General features: G+C 40.8%; 21 protein-coding genes and 3 riboswitches. Of the genes, 16 read left to right on the top strand and 5 right to left on the bottom strand.

What is annotated here, in order from left to right; all coding sequences use genetic code 11:
* Positions 1-277 precede the first annotated feature (277 nt).
* Positions 278-799 (bottom strand): HPP family protein, encoded by a 522-nt coding sequence (locus QYG89_RS09875; protein ID WP_404316964.1) that lies wholly within the window; start codon positions 797-799, stop codon positions 278-280.
* A gap of 296 nt (positions 800-1,095) precedes the next feature.
* Here QYG89_RS09875 and QYG89_RS09870 point away from each other — a divergent pair, with 296 nt between their 5' ends.
* Both QYG89_RS09870 and QYG89_RS09865 read left to right on the top strand, forming a co-directional pair.
* Complete coding sequence (locus tag QYG89_RS09870) at positions 1,096-1,341, top strand: DUF2164 domain-containing protein (protein ID WP_404316837.1); 246 nt, start codon at positions 1,096-1,098, stop codon at positions 1,339-1,341.
* A gap of 254 nt (positions 1,342-1,595) precedes the next feature.
* Complete coding sequence (locus tag QYG89_RS09865) at positions 1,596-2,291, top strand: CPBP family intramembrane glutamic endopeptidase (protein WP_404316836.1); 696 nt, start codon at positions 1,596-1,598, stop codon at positions 2,289-2,291.
* Positions 2,292-2,367: 76 nt separating this feature from the next.
* Here the strand turns inward: QYG89_RS09865 and QYG89_RS09860 are convergent, their stop codons facing one another.
* On the bottom strand, positions 2,368-2,817 hold the full coding sequence (locus tag QYG89_RS09860) for a hypothetical protein (RefSeq protein ID WP_404316835.1): 450 nt from the start codon (positions 2,815-2,817) through the stop codon (positions 2,368-2,370).
* A 180-nt stretch (positions 2,818-2,997) separates the two neighbouring features.
* Between QYG89_RS09860 and QYG89_RS09855 the strand changes: the two genes are divergently transcribed.
* The gene (locus QYG89_RS09855) at positions 2,998-3,774 is read left to right on the top strand and encodes a gluconate 2-dehydrogenase subunit 3 family protein (protein WP_404316834.1); all 777 of its coding nucleotides are present in this window, start codon (positions 2,998-3,000) and stop codon (positions 3,772-3,774) included.
* A gap of 33 nt (positions 3,775-3,807) precedes the next feature.
* A complete protein-coding gene (locus QYG89_RS09850) occupies positions 3,808-5,520 on the top strand; it encodes a GMC family oxidoreductase (protein ID WP_404316833.1) in 1,713 nt (570 codons plus the stop codon).
* Positions 5,521-5,673: 153 nt separating this feature from the next.
* Here the strand turns inward: QYG89_RS09850 and QYG89_RS09845 are convergent, their stop codons facing one another.
* The 3 genes from QYG89_RS09845 to QYG89_RS09835 all read right to left on the bottom strand — a co-directional run bounded on the left by QYG89_RS09845 (position 5,674) and on the right by QYG89_RS09835 (position 10,318).
* The gene (locus QYG89_RS09845) at positions 5,674-6,177 is read right to left on the bottom strand and encodes a phosphatase PAP2 family protein (RefSeq protein ID WP_404316832.1); all 504 of its coding nucleotides are present in this window, start codon (positions 6,175-6,177) and stop codon (positions 5,674-5,676) included.
* Positions 6,178-6,189: 12 nt separating this feature from the next.
* Entirely contained in the window at positions 6,190-7,857 is a 1,668-nt protein-coding gene (locus tag QYG89_RS09840; protein ID WP_404316831.1) for a glycerol-3-phosphate dehydrogenase/oxidase, read from the bottom strand.
* A 403-nt stretch (positions 7,858-8,260) separates the two neighbouring features.
* Positions 8,261-10,318, bottom strand: a complete 2,058-nt coding sequence (locus tag QYG89_RS09835) for a molybdopterin-containing oxidoreductase family protein (protein WP_404316830.1) — start codon at positions 10,316-10,318, stop codon at positions 8,261-8,263.
* A 151-nt stretch (positions 10,319-10,469) separates the two neighbouring features.
* Positions 10,470-10,560: riboswitch (SAM riboswitch) on the top strand.
* A gap of 149 nt (positions 10,561-10,709) precedes the next feature.
* Here QYG89_RS09835 and QYG89_RS09830 point away from each other — a divergent pair.
* From QYG89_RS09830 to QYG89_RS09775, 12 genes are all read left to right on the top strand, one after another.
* Positions 10,710-11,711 (top strand): 2-hydroxyacid dehydrogenase, encoded by a 1,002-nt coding sequence (locus QYG89_RS09830; RefSeq protein ID WP_404316829.1) that lies wholly within the window; start codon positions 10,710-10,712, stop codon positions 11,709-11,711.
* A gap of 15 nt (positions 11,712-11,726) precedes the next feature.
* A complete protein-coding gene (locus QYG89_RS09825) occupies positions 11,727-13,184 on the top strand; it encodes an FGGY-family carbohydrate kinase (protein WP_404316828.1) in 1,458 nt (485 codons plus the stop codon).
* Between the two features lie 32 nt (positions 13,185-13,216).
* A complete protein-coding gene (locus QYG89_RS09820; protein WP_404316826.1) occupies positions 13,217-14,461 on the top strand; it encodes an MFS transporter in 1,245 nt (414 codons plus the stop codon).
* Positions 14,462-14,783: 322 nt separating this feature from the next.
* Positions 14,784-14,887: riboswitch (SAM riboswitch) on the top strand.
* A 48-nt stretch (positions 14,888-14,935) separates the two neighbouring features.
* Positions 14,936-15,610 (top strand): 2-hydroxy-3-keto-5-methylthiopentenyl-1-phosphate phosphatase, encoded by a 675-nt coding sequence (locus QYG89_RS09815; protein ID WP_404316825.1) that lies wholly within the window; start codon positions 14,936-14,938, stop codon positions 15,608-15,610.
* Between the two features lie 28 nt (positions 15,611-15,638).
* The gene (locus QYG89_RS09810) at positions 15,639-16,151 is read left to right on the top strand and encodes a cupin domain-containing protein (protein ID WP_404316824.1); all 513 of its coding nucleotides are present in this window, start codon (positions 15,639-15,641) and stop codon (positions 16,149-16,151) included.
* Positions 16,152-16,413: 262 nt separating this feature from the next.
* Positions 16,414-17,598 (top strand): S-methyl-5-thioribose kinase, encoded by a 1,185-nt coding sequence (gene mtnK / locus QYG89_RS09805; protein ID WP_404316823.1) that lies wholly within the window; start codon positions 16,414-16,416, stop codon positions 17,596-17,598.
* A 142-nt stretch (positions 17,599-17,740) separates the two neighbouring features.
* The gene (locus QYG89_RS09800; protein WP_404316822.1) at positions 17,741-18,934 is read left to right on the top strand and encodes a 2,3-diketo-5-methylthiopentyl-1-phosphate enolase; all 1,194 of its coding nucleotides are present in this window, start codon (positions 17,741-17,743) and stop codon (positions 18,932-18,934) included.
* A 22-nt stretch (positions 18,935-18,956) separates the two neighbouring features.
* A riboswitch (SAM riboswitch) is annotated at positions 18,957-19,060 on the top strand.
* A 63-nt stretch (positions 19,061-19,123) separates the two neighbouring features.
* Entirely contained in the window at positions 19,124-19,762 is a 639-nt protein-coding gene (locus QYG89_RS09795) for a methylthioribulose 1-phosphate dehydratase (RefSeq protein WP_404316821.1), read from the top strand.
* A gap of 24 nt (positions 19,763-19,786) precedes the next feature.
* Positions 19,787-20,170 carry a VOC family protein gene (locus QYG89_RS09790; protein WP_404316819.1) on the top strand — a complete coding sequence of 128 codons (384 nt, stop codon included), beginning with the start codon at positions 19,787-19,789 and terminating at the stop codon, positions 20,168-20,170.
* A 91-nt stretch (positions 20,171-20,261) separates the two neighbouring features.
* Entirely contained in the window at positions 20,262-21,530 is a 1,269-nt protein-coding gene (gene mtnK / locus QYG89_RS09785; RefSeq protein WP_404316962.1) for an S-methyl-5-thioribose kinase, read from the top strand.
* A complete protein-coding gene (gene mtnA, locus QYG89_RS09780) occupies positions 21,490-22,563 on the top strand; it encodes an S-methyl-5-thioribose-1-phosphate isomerase (RefSeq protein ID WP_404316817.1) in 1,074 nt (357 codons plus the stop codon). Before mtnK (QYG89_RS09785) ends, mtnA begins: the two co-directional genes overlap by 41 nt.
* A 244-nt stretch (positions 22,564-22,807) precedes the next feature.
* Positions 22,808-23,824 carry a DUF1646 family protein gene (locus QYG89_RS09775; protein ID WP_404316815.1) on the top strand — a complete coding sequence of 339 codons (1,017 nt, stop codon included), beginning with the start codon at positions 22,808-22,810 and terminating at the stop codon, positions 23,822-23,824.
* Positions 23,825-24,234 lie beyond the last annotated feature (410 nt).

Raw genomic sequence — 24,234 nt, 5'->3', positions numbered from 1 at the left:
CGCCGGTTCGAATCCCGTCAGAGGCACTTCTTTGTTTCATCTTTCTGGTTGATTTTTTCTTCTTGAACTGTGTCTATCAACAATATCGTTGAGCAGATCGTAAAAAAGAAGCTCGAAAGCTTCTTTTTTACTTTATAACTACAACAAACAGAGCAGTAAGATCGGTTTTCCTTTTTATGTTTCTTCTTCCTCAAGAAGACAATGTGATGGCCTATGAAAAATTGAAAAAGACGGTTCTCCAGCTGATTTTTCAATAAATGTCTCATTTCTCATTCTTTTAAAACCAAAACACAGGATAATTTCTATCGCTTCGTAAGTTATTAACTAATAAAGCGACCAGTACGATAACTAAAGTTCCTGTTAAAACTGGTGTAAACAAATATTCCCAAGAACAAGAACCGAGTATAACAATGATTGGATCTGCTCCTGCAGGGGGATGAGTAGTTTTAGTGAGCATCATCAAACTAATTGCCATTCCGACCCCTAATGCAAGGACCCATGGCTCATTGCCAAACATATGATAAACAGTTAACCCAATGAGCGTTGAAAGGAAATGACCACCAATAATATTTCTAGGTTGAGATAATGGAGAATTCCAAAGGGAAAATGCTAATACACAACTGGCTCCAAATGAAGCAATTAACCATGGGGTAGAAGTAAGGCTTGTTAGTAATAAAAGAATAAAGATTGCAATAAATCCACCAATAAACCCTGTTATAACATCTTTAGTATTTACTTTAAGAGGGTTTTTCTCTTTGCCTCTCATTTTGATTAAATAAGATGGATACTGATGTTTAATGTTTTTTTCTGTTTGCTCCCGTTTTGCTAAACTTCCTTCTCTAAACAAAAATATAATCTCTCCTTACTAAAAACTTTTTACTATCAGACTAGATCAATTCCTTTTTGGTCTGTTCTTGACTTTCGTTTAACTTATTTAATAAAGTTATAATAATAATTATTCTTTAGTCAATAATTTTTTTATGGGAACAACCCGTGACAAGCGGGGCTCCTGCTACAGAAGTTAATAAGAAAGTCTTTTTTGATGCTAATATTTTTTATTGTTATTGGTATAGATATTAAAAGGGGTGTATTGTTTTGTTTTTTAAGTTATCGAAGGAACAGCATGAACAAATGATTGAGGATATTCAATATTTCTTTTCTAGCGAACGGGATGAGGAATTATCGGAGTTTGCTGCAGAAAGGGTGTTAGAATTTATTAAAGAGTCGATTGCTCCACACTTTTATAATGCAGCGATTTCGGATGCTAAAATCGTCATTGAACAGCAAATGTCGGCAATGGAAGATGAAATTTTAACATTAGAGCGGCCAATTAGACGTTAGATGATAACAGGAGTGAGTGAGAATATATTTCTCACTCACTTTTTTATAAGAGAATAAAAGAATAACAAGCCCGATAAAGAGAATCGCGGTATTTATAATAAAGATGTTTCATAATCTGTAACGTCATCAATTAATCTAAAGGCGATGTTCATGATTATTGTTCTATTTTGTTAATTGAAGTAGAAAGAGGGCACCCTCAGCGGAAATGAATAGGGGAGTTTAACATACCTAGATCATAGGAGGGGATAATCACTTTGAATAAATTTGGATTGAACTCGATGAGGTGGTCTTGGAAAGAACTCCTTCAATTGCTTTTTCTTACGCTGGTCATTGTTCCTTTTTTGGTTGAGTTCTTGTTACAGAATGCTCTTTACGTTTTATTTCAGAACAGCTTATATTCAGGAACATTGACAGGTTTAGTGATGGCCATTGTATTTGTGCTAGGTGTCTACTTTATTGCTCTAAAGCCGCATGGGCTATCGTGGAATGCAGTTGGACTGCACAGTTTTTCAAAAGAATATTGGAAATCAATTCTTTACTGTATAGTAATATTAGCCATTGGCAGTGTACTCATTCTAGGTATTATGGGGTGGTTTAATGTAGGATGGGAAAATAAAAAAACTCAAAGCCTTCAGGACCATATGACCTTTTTCACTTTTTTAGTTGGATTCCTTTCTGCAGCCGTTATTTCGCCTTTATATGAGGAAATCTTTTATCGTGGATTTCTTTATAAGTGGTTCAGAGTGAAATGGGGAATAGGTGCGGCTGTTATGATTAGTTCACTTATTTTCACTATTGTTCACATTCCTACCTATAATACGCTGCCTGTTAACTTTTTTACGGGAATCGTATTGTCCTGGGTATATGAAAAATCTGGCTCCATTTGGCCCGGCATTATTATACATGGAACTGTTAATGGACTTGCTGTTATTCTGACGGCCTTTTCATAGGGAAAGTGAGGTGAGAAAGGAGAAGTCTCATCAGCTGAACATTTGGTTTGAGACTGCTCCTTTTCTAGTTAATTCATCAGTTTAACAAAATAAATTTACGGATCGATCGGTAATAAATATAGACGATTAAGTAGTGTAATAAGTAACTAACCCCAGTCCAAAAGATATTCCACCCGTTTCTATATTTCACTTTTTCCAGCAGCAACACGATAAATTCCGCAAACGTTGTCCCTAAAATAAAAACTAAGAATGCAGCGATGATCGGCATTTTTTTATAGTAAATGGAACAAACGAATAAACATACTAATATTGGATAAACGCCTAGATTGTATGGGATTGCGCTTAATGAGAGTTCTTCAAAGGTATGATCTAACTTCCAAAAGTAATTAAATCCAATATCATTTATAAAAAAACTGCTAGCTGTACCGATGGGATAAAAAAGAAGGAACAGCTTTGTTTGATTTTTAAATAAATAAACCCCTAATATCCACGGAAGAATAAACCCAATAATTATGTGGAACAACATAATTTTTCTCCTCCTTTGTTTAAAAAATCCATTACTTATTGTATCCAATCTAATAAATAACACTCATTTTTCTTTGATGCACAAATAATTTCGTGAAGTTGAATAAATAAAGTTAAGTATATTTTCCTCATTTTTGGGTAAAGAATGATTTCAAAGAATGATAACGGGAGGGGCAGTAAAATGAGTGAGCAAAACGGAAAAAATCAAATGACTCGCCGGGAGTTTATTCGTAAAGGCAGCTATGTAGCAGGAGGGGCCATTGGCGGTGGTATTTTAGGCGGCCTGATTACTCAGCAAGTAGTCAAGCCGAATACAGCGAACAAAGGCAAGAATAACGGCGGACATGGGACAGCTAATGAAGGACGCTATACGCAGGCGCTGATGCATTTTTCCAATCCCGAAGATTTTCAAACGCTTTCGCAAGCAGCGGAACGAATTTTTCCGGCAGATAAGACGGGGCCAGGTGCCATTGATTTAGATGTCCCTTATTATATTGATCACCAATTGGCAGGGGCTTGGGGCAATAATGCACGGGATTTTATGTTAGGACCATTTTATCCGGGGGTAGAAACACAAGGATTTCAGTCACACTTAAAAAGAAAAGAAATCTTTAATCAAGGAATTGCCAAGATACGAGAGTTCAGTCAGAAAAAATATAAGAAAAGTTTCAAAGAATTGACGGATAAAGAACAAGATGAAGTGTTGACAGCTTTTGAGAAAGGACAAGTTCCTATGGGAGGTGTGACGTCAAGTGACTTCTTCACATTGTTGCGTATAGCTGTATTGGAAGGAGTCTATGCTGATCCATTATATGGAGGTAATAGGGATATGGCCGGATGGAAAATGAAGGGGTTCCCAGGTAGTCAAATGAGCTATTTAGATAAAATCGAGGCAAAAGATTTTCTAGAGATCGAACCGAATAGTCTGCACTCACACATGCCTTCGAATCAAAAATAGAATGATATATCTTAGATAGAGAGGGAGTATAAAGTGGCAAAAACATTACCGAAAGTAGATGTTGTAACAGTTGGAGTAGGATGGGCCGGCGGGATTATTGCAGCTGAATGCGCAAAAAACGGGTTAAAGGTGGTCGGTTTAGAACGGGGCGGAAATCGAAATACAGAAAACTTTACGATGATCCATGATGAATTAAGATACGCGATCCGTTACGATTTAATGCAGGATTTATCGAAGGAGACGATCACCTTTCGGAACAAAATGGATCAAAAAGCACTGCCAATGAGACAGCTGGGATCTTTTTTGCTGGGAGAAGGTGTTGGCGGCTCAGGGGTGCATTGGAATGGTCATACGTTCCGTTTCCTTCCGTATGATTTTGAGATTAAAACGAAAACGATTGATAAATACGGGGCGTCGAAAATTAAAAATGATTATCTGATCCAAGATTGGGGGATCACCTATGATGAGTTAGAGCCGTACTACGACAAGTTTGAAAAAACATGCGGCATCTCTGGTGAGCCGAATCCACTCGGTGGGAAACGCAGCAGCGATTATCCTACTCCTCCAATGAAAAATACGGTGATGACAAATAAGTTCAGGGATGCAGCAAAAAAGCTAGGCTTACATCCTTTTTCTTTGCCATCTGCCAATTTATCAGAAACGTATACGAATCCAGATGGACAAACGATCAATGCCTGTCAATATTGTGCGTTTTGTGAACGGTTCGGATGTGAATATGGGGCAAAATCAGATCCGAATGTAACGGTCCTTCCAACTGCTGAGAAAACAGGAAACTTCGAATTGAGAACACATGCCAACGTAATTGAAATTATTCACGAAGGTAAAAAAGCAACAGGTGTAAAATATATTGATATTCTAAAAGGTGAAGAAGTGATTCAGCCGGCTGATGTCGTTGTGCTGACAAGTTATGTATTAAATAATGCAAAGCTTTTACTAGTATCAAAGCTGGGGACACCGTATGACCCTCAAACAGGGAAAGGTGTGGTTGGCAAAAACTATTGTTATCAGCTGAACCCTGGAAGTACGGGATTCTTTGAAAATGAAAGATTTAATTCATATATGGGGGCAGGCGCTCTCGGTCAAGTAGTAGATGATTTTAATGGGGACAATTTCGATCATAGCGATGTGGACTTTATTCATGGAGGTTCCTTCGTTGTGAGTCAATCGGGCTACCGGCCGATTGCGAGTAACCCCGTCCCGCCGGGAACACCGTTGTGGGGGGAAGAGTTTAAACAAAAATCGATTAAATATTATACACGCACGATTGACTCTTGGTTCCAAGGGGCCTCCATGCCGTACCGATACAATTATCTTGACTTAGACCCAGCGTTTAAGGATGCATATGGTGTGCCATTGCTGAGAATGACATACAACTTTACCGATCAAGACCGTAAGTTAAACGACTATTTAAATAAACAAAGTGATAAAGTGATGAAGGAAATGGGCGCTGATACGGTTGTCAATTATGGAAAACTAGAAGATTACAACATCGTTCCATATCAGACGACTCATAATGTCGGCGGTGTCGTCATGGGAGATGACCCAGCGATTTCAGTGGTAAATAATTATTCACAAATGTGGGATGCGGATAATGTATTTGTCGTCGGAGCTTCCTCATTTCCGCATAATAGCGGCTACAACCCTACTGGAACGCTTGGAGCGCTTGCTTATCGAGCGGCAGAAGGGATTGCAAAATATAGTAAAAGCGGCGGTCAGCTCGTGTAAAAAAGAGAAGAGGTGTCCCGAAAGTCAGTCATTCATTCACTGACAGGGGACAACCTCTTTTTTATGAAAAAATTATGATGAAATGATAGATCATAAATGGGAGCAGGAAAATCATGAATCGTCTCCCATACATCAAGATTCAACAGACATAGATCATGAATCTTTCGTACGCAGCCGGATTTTACGGATCATAAGGAAACATAAAATACCTATGACTAATCCTGCCGCTACATCCGATGGATAATGATGTCCGACATAGACGCGGGAAACAGCGACTAAAAAAGCCAGGGTTACAGCAAGCCAGCGCCACTTAGGAGAAATTATCCAAAATAGTGCAGCAAACACTCCGCAAATGACCCCCTGATCGCTTGGAAACGACGGGGAAGGGGATTTTGCAAACAATAGATGGGCATCTTCTGTTATAAACGGTCTGTCACGGTTGATTGTATACTTTAGGATCCGGCTAATGATTAAGGCAGCTGCAAGGGAAGCGACTCCGTACAGCCCCAGCGGCCTTTGTTTTTTATTAAAAATAGAGAAAAAAATAAGTAAGATAAAAATGTAAATTCCCCATTTGGAAAAAGCAATCATCATGTGATCCAAAAAGGTATTATGACCTGCTAGGTCATTAATGTAATGAAAAAGCTTTGTATCCATTCTGTTCTCCTTTTATTCTACATCCAATGGGACAGTGGCATCGTGCAGGTGTTTTTCAAGTTCTATGCTAAATGCTTCTTTTTGTTCACTGCTCCAACTGAGCGTTTTACTCAACATTTCGATGATCGGTGCTTTCCATTTGTTCACCCATTCAATGTCAAAAAGCAACGTTCCTGTACGGCGAACGAAAAAGTCGACCGGCGTATAGACGAGTTCATCTGTGATTGAGTAAAGCACTTGGGCATAAATATCCGCAGGAAGATCAAAAGCTTCTGCTTCCTGACCGCTGTTCTGTATGAGATCATAAATGCTGTCAATGTTTGAACCGTACTTTCTAACGAGTGAGTGCGCTCTTTCTTTATTCAAGCCGAGCTCGATACCTTGAGTGACTTTCTTTTCCATGAATGTTTGGAACTTTTTCGATCCACCGACGTGGCCTCCTGAAATAGGCATATGTTTCGTTTTGCATGGAAAGAAGGTGCTGCCTGTATCCTGCTGAAGCTGCGACGCAATCAAATCAACAATGGTTTCTGCCATTTTTCGATAACCAGTCAGTTTGCCGCCGGCGATCGTGATGAGTCCGGATGCAGATTCCCAGATTTCATCTTTTCTTGAAATCTTAGACTGGCTTTTGCCGACTTCGTGAATTAACGGTCTGATTCCAGCCCAGCTGGATTCAATGTCACTTGCCTGAATTTTCAGCTCAGGGAAGATAAACTTGATCGTATTGATGATATAATCACGATCACTGACTGTCATTCTAGGATGAGTTAAGTCGCCTTTATATGCTGTATCTGTCGTACCGACGTATGTTTTTCCATCTCTCGGAATGATTAAGATCATCCGGCCATCCGGCGTGTCGAAATAAACAGCCTGTTTTAAAGGGAACACACTCTGGTCAAAAACGAGGTGAATGCCTTTCGATAATTGTAAATGCTTCTCGCTGATGGAGTGATCTTTTTCTCTTAATGTATCCACCCATGGGCCGGCAGCATTGATGATTTTTTTAGCGCGTATTTCACTGAGCTTTCCATTTAATTGATCAATGGTTTGGACTCCTGTCACTTTTCCATCTTCATAAATAAAATCACTTACTTTGGTATAATTAATGACTGTCGCCCCTTGGCTGACCGCTTCTTTCATTACTTCTATCGTCAATCTAGCATCATCTGACCGATATTCTACGAAAAATCCGCCGCCTAATAATCCTTCTCGTTTAAATTTAGGCTCCATCTGTAAGGTTTTATTTTTATTGAGCATGCTTTTTCGTTCTTCCTTTTTCACACCTGCTAGAAAATCATACACGCGTAAACCGATTGAGGTCATGAACATGCCGTATTCTGCATCTTTGTAGATAGGCAAAATCATTCGTTCGGGGGTCGTGATGTGCGGTCCGTTTTCATAGACAATGGCCCGTTCTTTACCGACCTGCGATACTAATTTTACTTCATAGTTTTTCAAATAGCGCAGCCCGCCGTGAATCATTTTAGATGAGCGGCTGGACGTACCAGCGGCAAAGTCCTGCATTTCCACGAGAGCGGTTTTCATCCCGCGGCTGGATGCATCCAAAGCAATCCCGGCTCCTGTAATCCCGCCGCCGATGACTAATACATCGAATTCTTCATTCTGCAACGCTGCCAGAATCTCGTCTCTTTTTAAACTAGAACATTGTTTACTCATTATGTGTACCTCCATTGGTGGAAACATAGACACTCATATCAATTACCCACGCTGTTGACAAAATGAGGGTATCTAAAATAGTTTTTGTCTGTAACCTGAATAACTGTTTTGTTTTTATCAGTTATACCATAAGTATAGGCGTGGATGTTGTAATTCCGACATAAAAAATGAACGTGACAAAGAGGATGTTCCAAAAGCCTTTCTCTTTGGACATCCTCCATCGTTTTAAATCAATGGCTTTGTGAAACGCCCCTGTTGTTTTTCACGGGCGGGCGGGAAACCTCCTCGCCGCTGTCGCTCCAACTAACGAAGCAGCATCAACATAGCCAAATGAATAGAAGTGTATACTATTCTTTGAACTATATGTTTGAATACCTAAGAAATATACGCTTTATTTAAGTGTTTAAACCCTCTCTTGATTAAGAGGTTCTACATTGACACGTCCAGAAAAAAATGTTGCGCCGCCGCCCATATCGGCTATCCGGTCTGGTGTTAAGGCGTTAACGAGGTGTTTTTTTCCGGAAAGGTCTGACCAGAGCCCTTGACTGACAACCACGCCAGGAAGGACTTGATCACCCGTAGAAACGATTAATTCACATTCTCCACGATCGTTCCAGATACGGACAACTGTGCCGTCTTCGATGCCTAAACGGTCTGCATCTTGCTGATTCATAAATAGCTTAGGCGCCTTTTCCAATTTTACGTGTTTCTCATTATTAGAAAACGTAGAATTTAAAAAGTTATGATTCGGTGCAGGTACAAATAGGAAAGGAAAATCCTCCTCCCGCTCTTGTACTAATGGAATGTGTGTAGGAAGAGCAGGGTGCCCATCTAATTCCAGCTTTTTAGAATATAATTCAATTTTGCCGCTAGGCGTTTGTAAATGCTTCAAACGATCCTCTGTATGACGTGCTTTGACAAAACGTTTCTCTTTCAGTTCATCGTAGGTAACGTCAGGAAAATAAGGAGTGGAGACGCCACTGATCGCTTGTTGCACTAAATCTTCATCTGTATCTTTAAACGCTTGTTCATCAAATCCCATGGCCTGGGCCAGTAACCTAAATACGTCCATGTTTGATTTGCTTTCTCCATAAGGAGGAATGACCGGTTCATGCAAATGAAGGTAGACATGCCATGCACCTGTATAAAAGTCTGTATTTTCAAAAGCAGACGTGGCAGGCAAGACAATATCCGCAAACATGGCCGTTTCCGTCAAAAATAAGTCGTGGACGATAGTGAATAGATCTTCACGTGCTAGGCCTTCCCGTACTTTATTGGCGTTCGGTGCCACAATGGCAGGATTGCTGTTGTAGACAAACATGGAGCGAATCGGCTTTTCTGTTTCCAGCAAGACTTCTCCTAATAGGTTCATGTTCATCGTTCGCGTTGGATACTTCTGTAGATCTGGACGCTGCAGTGCTTGTTTATTGTAGGCTAAATAACCAGAATTGGATTTGACTGCGCCGCCGCCTTTTAACAGCCATTGGCCTGTTAAAGCGGGCAAACAGGAAATCGTTCGGACAATCATGCCTCCGTTATCATGATGCTGCAAGCCATTGCCAATTCGAATCATGGAAGGGGAGGTCGTCCCATACATGCGGGTCAATTTATAAATATCTTCAACAGATACTCCTGTAATGCCGGCAACCGTGTGCGGATCATAGGCCTCTACATGTTTTTCAAGTTCTTCGTACCCGACTGTATATTCTTCTAAAAATGACCGATTGACTAGATTTTCCTTATAAAGAATGTGCATCATGCCTAAGGCGAGTGCGCCGTCAGTTCCAGGAAGAATTGGAATAAACCAATCAGCCATTCGTCCAGTTTGGTTTTTATGGACATCAATGACAACAATCTTTGCTCCATCTTTTTTTGCCTTTTGTGCGATCATCATTTGGTGCATATTCGTACTGACCGCGTTAATGCCCCAAATGATAAATAACTTTGTTTCTGTCATCTCTTCAGGATCAGAGCCGTGGCTGCCGCCCATTGTATAACCAAACCCGGTAGAGCCAGCGATTGAACAGATCGTCCGGTCGAGCTGACTTGCTCCGAGGCGGTAAAAGAAACGCCGATCCATTCCTTCTGCATTCAGTTTCCCCATATTTCCATAAAAGCTGTAGGGAAGAATGGACTCAGCACCTTCTTCTGAAATCAGCTTTTTCCAATGATCAGCAATCGTTTCAATCGCTTCCTGCCAACTAATAGGAGTAAATGTTCCTTCTCCTTTTTTTCCAACACGTTTTAAAGGAGTGCTCAATCTTTTATGATCATAAATGCGTTCACTCATATTTCGAACTTTGTTGCAAATGCTCCCTTTTGTCACGGGATGATCAGGATCACCTTCAACTTTGACGATTTTTCCATCCTTTTTGTGTACAAGAAGTCCACATTGATCGGGACAGTCGAGAGAACAAACTGAAGGAACGACACCATTTTCTATATCAATATACGATTGCATATCTGTTATCCCTCCGTGAAAAAAATAACTTTATAGATTATAACATAGTGAATTAATGTTTAGAAGGTTCGGAAAAATGAGTTGACTTCTATTTGATTCTCCTATAGAATCGAGTACAACAAAACATTGAATCCAATTAAATACGTTTTATTTTCTATCCAGAGAGGTGGAGGGACTGGCCCAGCGAAACCTCGGCAACATTATTGTGCCAATTCCAGCAAGCAGTGCTTGAAAGATAGAAAGAGCGAATCTTTTATTTGTCGTAAGAACAAAATGAAGTAACGATCTCTTTCCGTCTCTTCGGAAAGAGATTTTTTTTGCTTTATTTTATCAGTTATTAGAGCTGAATAGTGGGATTTAAATTTAAGACAAACGAAGGGAGGGGCTGCAAATGAATGTCTTAGTCACGGCACCTTATAACGAGGCAGGTCTTTTACAATTAAAAGATTTATTTGGAGAATATACTTATCTCCCTTGGAAAGAAAACGGCAGAGCGTATAACGAAGCAGAGTTAATCTCGCTCTTAAAAGAATCAAATGCTGAAGGTTTAATTGTTGAGTTAGATAAAGTGACAGAAAACGTATTGGCTGAAGTACCGAAATTGAAATTTATTGGTGTATGCCGCGGCATGCCTTCCAATGTTGATATAAAAGCTGCAACTAAAAAAGGAATTCCGGTATTTTTCACCCCTGCACGCAACGCTCAAGCAGTTGCTGAATTGTTCATTGGAAACCTCATTACATTCTTTAGACATACTATTCCTTCTTCTGAATGGTTGAAGCAGGAAAAATGGAATGAGGACTACTTGCAGGCTTATGTAAAATTCAAAGGGAATGAGATTGCAGGAAAAACAATTGGAATGGTTGGGTTTGGGGCTGTGGGACAACGAATTGCGGCTGTTCTTGAAGGGTTTCAATGCACGATACAATACTATGATCCTTATGCGGAGAGTCAAAATCCTAATTATACTCGTGTATCTTTAGAAGATGTTTTTTCGACAAGTGATGTAGTTTCTATTCACTTACCCCGAACAGAGGAAACCATTGGAATGATTAATGAACATTATTTAGGACTTATGAAAGAAGATGCCGTTTTAGTAAATACGTCAAGAGCTGTAGTCGTTGAAAGAAAAGCCCTTGTTTATGTTTTAAAAGAACGGAAGATTAGGGGAGCCATTTTGGATGTATTTTATCATGAGCCTCCTGATCAAAGTGACTATGAAATTATCCAATTACCAAATGTGTTAGCCACTCCTCATCTTGCGGGTGCAAGTTATGAGGTTGAGGATCATCACGTATCCATTATGAATCAAGCGGTAACGAAGTGGCATACACAACATACCTTTCAAATTCCAACCTTATATAATAGGAAAGGCTTGGATGAAATGTCATAAGAAAGGAGTGGAAAAGTGACGATCAAACAAGGTTATTTAGTATTTGATATTGGTACTGGAAATGCGAGGGTAGCAATCGTTGCGACTACAGGTGAAGTTGTCCATGTTGAGCGAGAAGATATTCATTATGAAACAGAGCCTCTTTATCCTGATAGTCGCTACTTTTCACCTGATTTACTTTGGAAACAGCTAGTTGGATTAGCAAAAAAAGCGATAGCGAGTGTCCCGCATGTGACAATTAAGGCGATAACATCAACGAGTCAAAGGCAGGGAATTGTCCTTCAAGATCAGGATGGATATTCATTTATTGGTTTACCGAATATTGATAATCGAGGCCGCGAGTGGGAAAAAGAGCTGTTAGATCCCGATTATATCTATAAAACAACGGGACGATTGCCATCTGCATTGTTTTCAGCTTTAAAGCTAATAGCTCTCAAAAAGAGGCAGCCGCTGTTATGGGATCAGATCACATCGTTTACTAGTATTAGTGATTGGGTGACGTATAAATTAAGTGGTGTACTCATTTATGAGCCATCACAGGCGACAGAAACGTTACTATATGATGTTCGAAAAAAAGAATGGTCTGAGGCGATGTGTGCTCGAATTGGGCTTTCTCCGAGCTTATTACCCGAACTAAGATGGTCTGGCTCCATTCTTGGTGAAATTCTACCGACTGTGGCAAAGGAGCTGGAAGTAAAAGAAGACGTTTTGATTGTTGTAGGTGGAGGGGATACACAGCTAGCAATCGAAAGTACGTTTGCTCAAAATCACGATATCGTTATCGTATCCGGCACAACTACCCCTATTTGCAAAATTACAGATGAATACAGTGTGGATAATGAAAGAAGGGCATGGACCAATTCCCATACGGATAAAAAACGATGGCTGCTAGAGACTAATCCGGGTATTACTGGACTTAATTATCAGAAGTTAAAAAATATTTTCTATCCAAATGAGGGTTATCAGCAAATGGAACAGGAAATGAGCAAACTTGAGATGACCGACTGTATATCGGTATTGGGGATGTATTTGACAGATGAAAAAAATGCCTCTAAAAAAGGCGGATTCATTTTTAATGCACCGTTAGAACAAGACTTAAGCCGCGCTCATTTTACAGCTGCAGCTCTATGGGAAATTGCTTGCACAATTAGGTGGTATTTTGATCAATTATGTGAAGTAACTCCTTATAATTTACCATATGTGTGGGCTTGTGGCGGCGGTTTTCAAAGTGAAACGTTAGCTCAATTTGCAGCCAATCTACTTCAAAAAGAAGTGCACATTCGTCAAGGATTTAATCAGGCATCGGTTGTAGGGGCTGCTGTTATATGCAACCAGGCATTAGGGGTTAATGATGCATTATCAGGTGATATCAAGGTAATTACGCCTGACCGTGGACATGATGACTGGATGTACGAAGAGTGGAAACAAGCACAACATTTTTTTTCAAAGATAAATGCAGCATATAACAACTAGAATAAATAATAAGGAAAGATGAGGAAACAAACATGTTAGATAAAATTGGAATACCTAAAAAATTAGGCTGGGGCTTTTTAGGTGTGATGCTGTTTATGATGGGAGATGGGCTTGAAGCCGGGTGGCTGAGTCCGTTCCTTATCGAAAATGGCTTGTCTATCCAGCATGCAGCGGCCATTTTTAGTGTATACGGTATTTCTATAGCGATTGCTTCTTGGTTTTCAGGGGTTTGTTTAGAAGCGTTTGGCGCAAAGCGTTCGATGCTCATGGGATTATTATTTTATATTGTGGGTACAGCAGGATTTATCACGTTTGGATTTGAAAGCATGAATTATCCAGTTATGTTAGCGACGTACTTTATTAAAGGGTTCGGTTATCCTCTTTTTGTTTATTCCTTTTTAACGTGGGTGATTTATCGTACACCTCAACATAAATTAAGTACAGCTGTTGGATGGTTTTGGTTTGCGTTTTGTGCAGGAATGATGGTACTTGGCGCTTGGTATTCAAGTTATGCACTTAAACATTTTGGATACATCAATACATTATGGACTTCTATTTTCTGGGTATGTGTCGGTGCGTTCTTTGCTTTAGTGATGAATAAAGACAAGTTTGAACAGAAAAAAGGTTCAAGCACAAAAGAAAAATTAAATGAACTATTAAAAGGAATCACGATTATGAAGACGAACCCAAGGGTAGCTGCCGGTGGAGTTGTCAGAGTAATTAATAGTTTAGGTGCTTACGGATTTCCGGTGTTCCTGCCGCTTCATATGGCGGAACATGGAATTGAAACAACAGTTTGGCTGCAATTATGGGGTACAGCTTTCATGGGGAATATTCTATTTAATTTGATTTTCGGAATTGTTGGAGATAAATTTGGCTGGAAAAACACGATCATGTGGTTTGGCGGCGTTGGCTGTGCTGTTTTCACTGTCCTTTTATATTACACACCGGTACTTACAAACGGAAACCTTCTCGCGACAAGCATTGTCGGATTTATTTGGGGAAGTATGCTGGCCGGTTACGTTCCAATTGGAGCACTAGTACCATCTGTTGCTGGGGAAGATAAGGGAGCGGCTATGTCCGTGCTAAACCTTGGCGCTGGTTTATCGACATTCGTTGCACCAGCTTTAGCTTTAGCCTTTATCGGTCTCATTGGAGCAGAAGGAGTGATCTGGATCTTCGCGGCACTTCATCTGATTAGCTCAATCATTGTTAAATTCATCCGAGTACCGGAAGAAGAAAACATGCGCAAAAAAACAGCAACACTCGTTTCATAAAGAAAAGCGGAAGGCGCCCGCTTATCGGCGACAAGCATAAGACGAGCCGGCTGGAAGGTTGCTCTTGAACCTTCTGGCCAGAATGGCATATGACCTCGAGCCCCAAGGAGGCGGAGCTGGACAAGAAAAGCGAAAGCGCCTGAACTGCTCCGACAGGCAAATGTTCTTTCACCAAAGAAGCCGCCCTTTGGCTTCATTGGTGGAAGGTTATTTGACCCGAGGAACAAGGCGCTGCAGCTGGACAAGAAAAGGATATTGACAGTGATGAGAGAACATGTCATAATCCTAGTGGTATGATATGAATATAAACTTAACAAATAAACTCTTATCAGGAGCAGGCGGAGGGATAAGCCCTAAGAAGCCCGGCAACCGACTCGTTGTGAGCACGGTGCTAATTCTTACAGCAACGATGTTGGAAGATAAGAAGTTGTTTTTTTAAACCTCTTCTTAATAGAAGAGGTTTTTTTAAATGCTATGGAAAGAAGTGACGACATCTTGAAAAAGCCAATCATCTTTTGTGACTTCGATGGTACGGTGACGAAGAAAGATAACATTATTAGTATTATGAAGCAGTTTGCCCCTCCTGAATGGGAGAAGTTGAAGGATGATGTGTTATCTCAATCCATCAGTATTCAAGAGGGCGTCGGAAAAATGTTTCAGCTTCTTCCTTCTTCTTTGAAGCAGGAAATAGTTGACTTTGTTTTGGAAACGGCCGAAATAAGAGACGGGTTTAATGACTTCGTTCGGTATACGAAAGAACAAAACATTCCTCTTTACATTGTAAGTGGAGGAATTGACTTTTTCGTAAAACCGATGTTACAGCCATTTGAGTCGATTACTGGACTATATTGCAATGAAGGGGATTTCAGTGGAGAGAATATTCACATTCATTGGCCTCATGCGTGTGATGAGAAATGTCCGAACCAAAATTGTGGGTGCTGTAAACCTTCTATTATCCGTGCGCTGTCAAGCGGGGACACGCATTCCATCGTGATCGGTGATTCAGTAACTGATTTACAAGCTGCGAAAATTGCCGATACAGTGATAGCAAGAGATTACTTATCAGAAAAATGCGAGACACTGTCAATTCCTTATCAACCTTTTGATACGTTTTATGATTGTATTGAAATTTTAGAAAAGTTAAAATAAGATGTTGAATAATTAGGGGGAATATAAGATGACAACGATCAAAATTCAAGGAACAAATGAAGTTATTGACAATCAAGAAGAAGTGATTTCATTTTTACAGCAGAACGATGTCATTTATGAACATTGGGATATTCATAAATTACCTTCTCATTTACAAGAGAAATACGTATTGAGTGACGAAGAAAAGCAAGGCGTGTTAGATGCATTTGAAGAAGAGATTAAGGATATTTCAGCTAGACGTGGATACAAAGCATGGGATGTTATTTCACTTGCTGATCATACACCTAACCTTGAAGAATTATTGAAAAACTTTGAGCGTGAGCATCATCATACAGATGATGAAGTACGTTTTATTGCGAGCGGCCATGCAATTTTCATTATCCAAGGAAAAGATGAGCGGTTTTTTGAAGTTCATTTAAACCCAGGTGATTTGATCTCTGTTCCGGAAAATGTCCGCCACTACTTTACATTAGCTGAGGACCGGAAAGTTGTTGCTGTTCGTATTTTTGTGACAGAAGAAGGATGGGTGCCTGTTTACTAATGCACCGTGATATTTATCCCGCGTTAACTGACAGTAAGACCACCGGCTCAAGGCTTCAAGGTGTTTCTAAAGAAGCATAGGCGGGCGATCAACTGCCAGTAAACGCCCAATCCATTCGCGGGCCAACAGGATGTTGGTTACTCAGGCGTTGCCACAGGACGTGGCGTCCTTAGCCTGAGTTCTTTATTCCATCAGTGGGGAATGAAGAGAATCACCCGCTGATGGAAGTTTCATTTTATCAACAGGAAAGAGGCGGGAAAGAATGAGCCAAGTAACGAATCAACAGGAAGTCAAAGAGGGATATGCATTTTTAAGTCACGAAGAGCTTGTGCAATATGTCAAAAAGCTAGGCCTCTTTCATGAGCAAGAACAAGCTTCAGTGGAGGAAGTAAGTGACGGGAAAATTAATCATGTGTATCGATTGTCAGGCGAACAGAAGAGCTTAATTCTTAAGCAGGCTGTACCGTACTGCAGGGTAGTAGGGGATAGTATGCCGATGCCCCTTGATCGGGTAACGTTCGAAGCAAAAGTACTACAAGAATATGATAGAATTCTTCCAGGATCTGTTCCCAAAGTGTATTATTTGGACGAGGCGATGGCGATTCTTATCACGGAAGATATGGCTCCGATGGAGACGGGACGCGTCGCTTTAATTAATGGAACAGAATCAACTGTGTTTGCTGCGGATGTAGGAGAATTTAGTGCGAAAACAGTTTTCTATACGTCTGATTTTTATATGGATCCGATCGTAAAAAAAGAGTTAAATGCCTCTTTGACGAATCCGCTTATGCGGCAGATGACGGAAGAACTTCATTTCGATTGGCCATTCAATTTCCATGAAACGAGCCATTTTGAAGAGGGCATGAGAAATGATGTATTATTCCTCAGCCAAGATCAACGTTTGCGGCTGGAAGTGGCTAAACTCAAACATAAGTATATGACGAAGGCTGATGCATTACTTCACAGTGACTTACACAGCGGAGCGATCTTTATGGCAGAAGATAGAACGGTGATTTTTGATACAGAGTTTGCCTGCTTCGGACCTTTCGGATTTGACATCGGTCAGTTCATCGCGAACCTATTTTTAAATGGGATCGGCCATCCCGAGTTTCTATCTAAACGTTACGAACAAGCACGGGAAGCGTGGTATACATTCGCAGATACATTCTCCCATCTGTGGAAAACAGAATCGAAGGAGCATTATACACAACTTGATGGATATCTCACGCACGTATTAGATGAAATTTTCGCGGATGCCTTAGGCTATGCAGGCTGCGAACTAGTCCGCCGCGCGATCAGTATTGCCCAAATTCCGGATTTAAATATCGAGGAAGACGAGCAAAAACGGATGGCAAGCAGAAAAAAAGTGATGGAGCTGGGCAAATATTTGATTATGGAACGGAACAATATTCGTTCTTTAGAAGAATTGAAGAATTGGTTCGTTTAAAAGCCGGCTATGTTAATGACTATTGTTGATTTTGCCCCTTTGTTGATTGGAGCATAAAGTGACCGTCCACAGCGGAAATCAACTGGCATGTTTATATAAGAGAAAATGATAAAACAACAGGAAAGACAAAGGAGGATGTTTCATGGGAGTAACAGCTACTTATTTATTTCCGACGCACCCTGAGCAAAGACAAAAAGCTGAACAGTATGCGCTAGGGCTTACAGTCGGTTCTTGGACAGACATTCCGCATCTTGAACAAGAACAATTAAAGAAAAATAAAGGTGAAGTCGTATCAGTGGAAAAAGGAGAAGTAAAGGACACGGTAAAAATTTATTATCCATCTGCTAACTTCTCGGCAGATCTTCCGGCTATTTTGACGACTGTATATGGAAAGCTTTCTTTTTTTGAGGGCTATGAACTGGTTGATTTAACGTTCGATGACGAGCTGCTTGCAAAATTCCCAGGACCACGTTTCGGGGTAAAAGGCATTCGTGAGCAATTGAATATTCGCAATCGTCCGTTATTAATGGCTATTTTTAAAGGAGTGATGGGAAGAGATCTCTCTTTCTTCTCTGCTCAATTAGAAGAGCTTTTAGCAGGCGGCATCGATCTGATTAAAGATGATGAGATTTTATTTGAGAACGACTTAACTCCGTTTAATAAACGGATTACGACAGCGAAAGAGATCATTGATCGCCATTATGAAAACACAGGACAGCGTGCTTTATATGCGGTCAATTTGTCAGGAAGAACGAATGAGCTTCATGAGAAAGCGGAGCGGGCACGAGAATTAGGGGCTAATGCTTTATTGTTTAATGTTCATGCATACGGGCTGGACGCTCTTCAAACGTTGCGTGAAAACGACAATATTGGCTTGCCAATTGTGGCGCATTCTGCGTTATCAGGTGTTCTTTCTGGACAGCCGGGCGGCGGCTACTCTTATTCCTTAATGGTAGGGAAATTAACGCGTCTAACAGGCGGTGATTTCTCACTGTTCCCGAGTCCATATGGAAATGTAGCCATTTCATCATCTGATGCATTGGCGATTAATCATGCACTTGTAGAAGACAGTCCATTTGAACAAGCATTTGGTGTTCCTTCTGCAGGGATCCATCCAGGAATGGTTCCGCAGCTAATGAAAAACTTTGGAGACAATCTTGTTGTGAATGCAGGAGGCGGAATCTTTGGGCATCCAGATGGTCCGATACAAGGTACGCAGGCATTCCGTGCAGCGATTGACGCAACTGTTAATCAAATCTCTTTAGAGGAAGCGGCAAAAACGTCAGAACCTTTAAAGCGCGCGATTGAAGAATGGGGCGTTCTCGCCACTTCATAAGCAGTATGAACTTAATAAAAAACTCTTATCAAGAGCAGGCGGAGGGACGAGCCCTAAGATGCCCGGCAACCGACTCGTTTAGAGCACGGTGCTAATTCTCACAGCAGACACGTTGGAAGATAAGAAGTTGTTTTTTCGGAAACCTCTTCTTACAGAAGAGGTTTTTTCTAATGAAAGGGATGAAAAAAGATGAGTGTACTCGTAACTCGTGTGAATGAGCTTGCAGAGATCAAAGATGAGCTGGCGGCAAGAGACTGGTTTATGGGAACGAGCGGGAATTTAGCGATCAAAGTTCAGAATGATCCGCTTCAGTTTCTTGTGACTGCCAGCGGAAAAGATAAACGTAAAAAAACGAATGAAGATTTCCTGATAGTCGATAGTGAGGGAAAGCCTGTCGGCGAAACGAATGTCAAGCCGTCTGCAGAGACGATTCTTCATTGTGAAATTTATCAGAGGTCGAATGCCGGCTGCAGCCTCCATGTTCATACGGTAGCTAATAACGTCATTTCAGAGCTATATGGTGACGATGGTAAAGTGGTATTTAAGGGGCAAGAGCTTATTAAAGCATTTGACCGCTGGGAAGAAGGAGCGGAGTGGGAAATTCCAATTATTTATAACCACGCTCATATTCCAACCTTAGCATCCGCTATGATTCCTTTTATAAATGAAGACAAGGGAGCAGTTTTGATTCGCAATCATGGCATTACTGTTTGGGGAAGAGACGGTTTCGAGGCGAAAAAGGTTCTCGAAGCGTGTGAATTTTTATTTCAGTATCAGCTGACACTTCTTCAAGCGAAAGCGAATCTCTCTATTCTTAACGAGAGTTAATGATTAAAAAGGGAGGCGGAGAAAATGATTAAAAGAATTGAACACGTAGGTATTATGGTAAGGGATTTGGAAAAATCGATCTCGTTTTACACAGACATTATCGGATTTCGTCTCCTTGGCCGATTAGATCATCCAAATGGACAAGTGAAGATCGCTTTTATTGGTACAGATGATTCATCGGGCACGCAAATTGAATTGTTAGAAGGTTATAATGATTCGCTCCCAGTTGAAGGGAAAGTCCATCACCTTGCGTTAAAGGTGGAAGGAATTGAGCGTGAAATTAATAGATTGAAAGAGGCTGGTGTCCGCTTGATCGATAGAGAAATAACGACACTTCCAAACGGCTCCCGCTATTTCTTTTTTGAAGGACCAGACGGGGAATGGCTTGAGCTTTTTGAAACAGTCTAATAGTTATTGCAAGAGGAGAGAATCAAACATTTACTCTAGAATTTGCCTATTATAGACAGGGATAAGGGAGGCGACTCATTTGAAAGACTTTATGACAGCTTATTTTACAATGAATGAAGAAGATGTAGTGGAGTATGCTCAAAGCAAACTTGATATTTTTCCTGAGGGAGCGGATTTAGAATGCCGTGAAATTGGAGACGGCAATTTAAATTACGTATTCAAGGTCGTCGACCGTCATAGGGGTCAATCTATTATTATTAAGCAGGCGGGACCAGTCGCTCGGATTTCAGATGCCTTTAAGGTGTCCCCGGACCGAAACCGCATTGAAAGCGAAATTTTGACGCTTCAGGGAGAGCTGGCACCTGGCTTCGTGCCAAAAGTATATGCTTACGATCCAGTAATGAATTGCTGCGTCATGGATGACTTATCTGATCATGAAATTATGCGTTCGGCGCTGTTGCAGCATAAAAAGTTCCCATTGTTCACTGATCATATTACGACGTTTCTCGTTCGTACATTGCTGCTTACATCGGATGTCGTGTTGGATCATAAAGAGAAAAAAGGACTTGTGCAGCAATTTACGAACCCTGAGCTTTGTGAAATTACGGAAGACTTGGTGTATACAGAACCGTTTTATGATTGTGAGCAGAATGACGTTTTTGAAGGAACGAAATCGTTTGTGCGCGAAGTGATTTGGAACGATGAGGCCCTTCGATTAGAAACGGCTAAGCTAAAGTTTGATTTTATGACGAAAGCTCAGTCATTGCTTCACGGTGATCTTCATACAGGTTCCATTTTTATAAAAGAAGATTCTACTAAAATTATTGATCCCGAGTTTGCTTTTTATGGGCCGGCAGGCTATGACATTGGGAATGTCGTGGCAAATTTAATCTTCGCTTATATGAATGCCAGCTGTACTATTGAAGAGACAGAGGTTAGAGAAGATTATTTACGGTATTTAGAAGAAACGATCGCTGGAGTGATTCAATTATTTTCGGAGAAGTTTTTGCAAACCTGGGATGAAAAAGTGACTGAACAGACAGCTTCTTTCCCTGGATTTAAACAATGGTATTTAGATTCAATTCTTGAAGATACCGCGGCTGTTGCCGGACTTGAGCTGTGCCGGAGAGTCATTGGCATTGCGCATGTAAAGGATTTGACGTCCATTTCTAACACAGAAGCCCGAGCAACAGCGGAAAAAATTTGCTTAACAGCAGGAAAAACATTTATTCTTGAACGGGCGGACATTCGAACAGGTGATGATTTCATTCACGTGTTAAAACGAAGTGTGGACTTATTTGAGGAAGGAGCAAAGAGTCATGACAACACCAGTAGCAGCCATTCAATCAGTCCGGCTTGATGATGACAACAATGCACTCGTTCTTCTCGATCAAACACTGTTGCCGAATGAGAAAGTCTTTCTAAAGCTTTCGACAGTAGAAGAGATTTGGGATGCCATCTATCATTTGAAAGTGAGAGGGGCACCAGCGATTGGAATTGCCGCAGCATATGGAATTTATTTGGGTGTGAAGCAATCAAAAGCAGCGGATCATGCTGGATTTTTAAATGAGTTTAAAAAAGTTAAGCAATATTTAGCCTCTTCCCGCCCCACAGCGGTTAATTTGTTTTGGGCATTGAACAGAATGGAGGACCGATTGCAGCGGGAAGCGGGCAGAAGTATTGTGGACATCAAACGAGCGTTAAAAGAAGAAGCAGAAAACATTCGTGCAGAAGACGAAAAAGTTTGTCTTTCCATTGGCGAGCATGCACTTTCCTTATTAGAACCAGGATGGGGGCTTCTCACTCATTGCAATGCAGGAACGATTGCGACGGCTAAATATGGGACGGCTTTAGCACCCATTTATTTAGGCCAGGAGCGCGGGTACGATTTCAGGGTCTATGCGGATGAAACGAGACCGCTGTTACAAGGGGCGCGTCTCACTGCCTGGGAATTACAAGAAGCAGGCGTGGGTGTTACGTTAATTTGTGACAATATGGCTTCTATTGTGATGAAAGAGGGCAAAGTGCAAGCGGTGCTTGTCGGCTGCGACCGTGTCGCTGCGAATGGAGATACAGCGAATAAAATCGGCACATCTGGTGTAGCTATTTTAGCGAAACACTATGGGATTCCTTTTTACGTGTGTGCTCCATTATCCACAATCGACTTGGACTGCGCAGCAGGGGATGACATTCCCATTGAGCTGCGAAAGGAAGAAGAAGTCAGTACAACATGGTACGAAAAGCCGATGGCACCTGAGAATGTAAAAGTTTACAACCCAGCCTTTGACGTGACTGACCATGAGCTGATCACAGCTATTGTCACTGAAAAGGGCATTGCCTACGCGCCCTTCGAAGAGAGTTTGCGGGATTTGATGAAGGAAGAGTGTAAATAAGGAACAGGAGATTGACTCAAGATCAAGTGTCAGACCTCACATCAACAATAGATTGTATATTCAAAGGATTGGGATCCACGGTATACATGATGTTGAAAGTGAGGCGGGGCTCTTTTGGGTTAATCTCCTGTCTTTTTATTTTAACTTGATGTTTATTTGCATATGTTAAAATAAAAATAGCTTTTTAGATGCTGCTATGTAAATAGCTGGCTGCAAGAAAAGCTTGCTGGAAAGGAAGGACTTAATGACTATTGGGTTATTCATTATTTTATTGCTCGTTTTATTTTTTCCCTTTTTCATCAAGCGTGTGGAAGAAAATTTAGAAGTGTTTTTATTTGTGATAGGTTTGTTAGCTGCGATTGTCAGTGGAGTCATGGATAAGTCTCTTCTAATTAGGGCGCTAGAAGACCCTATTAAAATTACGGCCGCTGTTTTAATAGCCGGTCTATTATTTAAATGGCTGAAGGCACCTTTAGAAAAAGGAATTTTAGGCATCAGCCGCAGGGTGCCTTTTCGGTTATTTATCGCCCTAGTTGTGTTGGTGCTGGGTTTACTTTCGAGTGTGATTACGGCGATTATTGCTGCTTTAATTTTAGTATTAATTGTCAGTGTTCTTAAACTTGATCGTCCATCAGAAGTTCGGCTAGTCATTTTAGCTTGTTTCTCTATTGGTCTTGGAGCATCTTTAACACCGATTGGAGAGCCGCTTTCCACCATTGCCATCAGTAAACTAGGACAGGATTTCTTCTACCTCGTCCGATTAATTGGACTAGAAGTGATCGGTGCTGTGTTGATTTTCTCGATACTCTCTGCACTTCTTGTACATCCGACACAAAATCGAGAAGGTTTGCTTAGTGATCACGTGACTGAATCGTATGGGGAAATCCTAATGCGAACGGTGAAGATTTATTTGTTTGTCATGGGATTGACGCTTCTTGGAGCCGGATTTGAACCATTGATCAACCGTTATTTGCTGGATGTAAACACTGGGCTGTTATACTGGCTGAATATGATTTCGGCTGTTCTTGACAATGCGACTTTGGCTGCTGCTGAAATCAGCCCTTCAATGGATGAGCCGGCTGTAAAGGCGATTTTACTCGGCCTTTGTATCAGCGGAGGAATGCTTATTCCAGGAAATATCCCCAATATCATTTCAGCTGGGAAACTTGGGATCACAAGTAAAGAATGGGCCCGCTTTGGTTTGCCTGTTGGCTTAGTGATCATGGTTATTTTCTTTATTATTATTACTTTCTTTTCATAACAATTGATACATAAACAAATGTTTATGCTTCTTTGAAGCGTTTAGGACTGGAGCTGTCTCATGAGAAGTAGCCTCTCTTACAAAATTAGAGAGGCTACTTCTTTAATTTGAGACGGCTCCTCTTTATAGTTACTTGATTTTGAAAAAAATATCATGTTTGTTCTTTTTAAAGAGTAAAGATGACTAAAGGACTGTTATTGTATCTGAAAGGCAGCTGGTGAAGCTCTATAGAACTTGTTCTTTTGATTACTAATTATAAAAAAAGAAGCTTAGTGAAGAAGACGGAAGGATTTGGTTTTTGTTGGAAGTTTTATACAGATAAACCTTGAAGAATAGAGGTTTTTTAGGAAGAGGGAGAATAAATAATTAGAAACCATTCATTAGAACAAGTCGAAGTGGTGAAGGTGATG

This window comes from Bacillus lumedeiriae (genome assembly GCF_044891285.1).
Classification (GTDB): domain Bacteria; phylum Bacillota; class Bacilli; order Bacillales; family Domibacillaceae; genus Pseudobacillus; species Pseudobacillus lumedeiriae.
The sequence above is the reverse complement of the archived record's forward strand: the minus strand, read 5'-3'. Positions and strand labels throughout refer to the sequence as shown.

Coding starts and splice junctions, on each gene's coding strand:
- QYG89_RS09860 (WP_404316835.1), bottom strand. CDS start 2,817: ATGTTGTTCCACATAATTATTGGGTTTATTCTTCCGTGGATATTAGGG.
- QYG89_RS09855 (WP_404316834.1), top strand. CDS start 2,998: ATGAGTGAGCAAAACGGAAAAAATCAAATGACTCGCCGGGAGTTTATT.
- QYG89_RS09845 (WP_404316832.1), bottom strand. CDS start 6,177: ATGGATACAAAGCTTTTTCATTACATTAATGACCTAGCAGGTCATAAT.
- QYG89_RS09840 (WP_404316831.1), bottom strand. CDS start 7,857: ATGAGTAAACAATGTTCTAGTTTAAAAAGAGACGAGATTCTGGCAGCG.
- QYG89_RS09835 (WP_404316830.1), bottom strand. CDS start 10,318: ATGCAATCGTATATTGATATAGAAAATGGTGTCGTTCCTTCAGTTTGT.
- QYG89_RS09830 (WP_404316829.1), top strand. CDS start 10,710: ATGAATGTCTTAGTCACGGCACCTTATAACGAGGCAGGTCTTTTACAA.
- QYG89_RS09820 (WP_404316826.1), top strand. CDS start 13,217: ATGTTAGATAAAATTGGAATACCTAAAAAATTAGGCTGGGGCTTTTTA.
- QYG89_RS09815 (WP_404316825.1), top strand. CDS start 14,936: ATGGAAAGAAGTGACGACATCTTGAAAAAGCCAATCATCTTTTGTGAC.
- QYG89_RS09810 (WP_404316824.1), top strand. CDS start 15,639: ATGACAACGATCAAAATTCAAGGAACAAATGAAGTTATTGACAATCAA.
- mtnK (WP_404316823.1), top strand. CDS start 16,414: ATGAGCCAAGTAACGAATCAACAGGAAGTCAAAGAGGGATATGCATTT.
- QYG89_RS09800 (WP_404316822.1), top strand. CDS start 17,741: ATGGGAGTAACAGCTACTTATTTATTTCCGACGCACCCTGAGCAAAGA.
- QYG89_RS09795 (WP_404316821.1), top strand. CDS start 19,124: ATGAGTGTACTCGTAACTCGTGTGAATGAGCTTGCAGAGATCAAAGAT.
- QYG89_RS09790 (WP_404316819.1), top strand. CDS start 19,787: ATGATTAAAAGAATTGAACACGTAGGTATTATGGTAAGGGATTTGGAA.
- mtnK (WP_404316962.1), top strand. CDS start 20,262: ATGACAGCTTATTTTACAATGAATGAAGAAGATGTAGTGGAGTATGCT.
- mtnA (WP_404316817.1), top strand. CDS start 21,490: ATGACAACACCAGTAGCAGCCATTCAATCAGTCCGGCTTGATGATGAC.
- QYG89_RS09775 (WP_404316815.1), top strand. CDS start 22,808: ATGACTATTGGGTTATTCATTATTTTATTGCTCGTTTTATTTTTTCCC.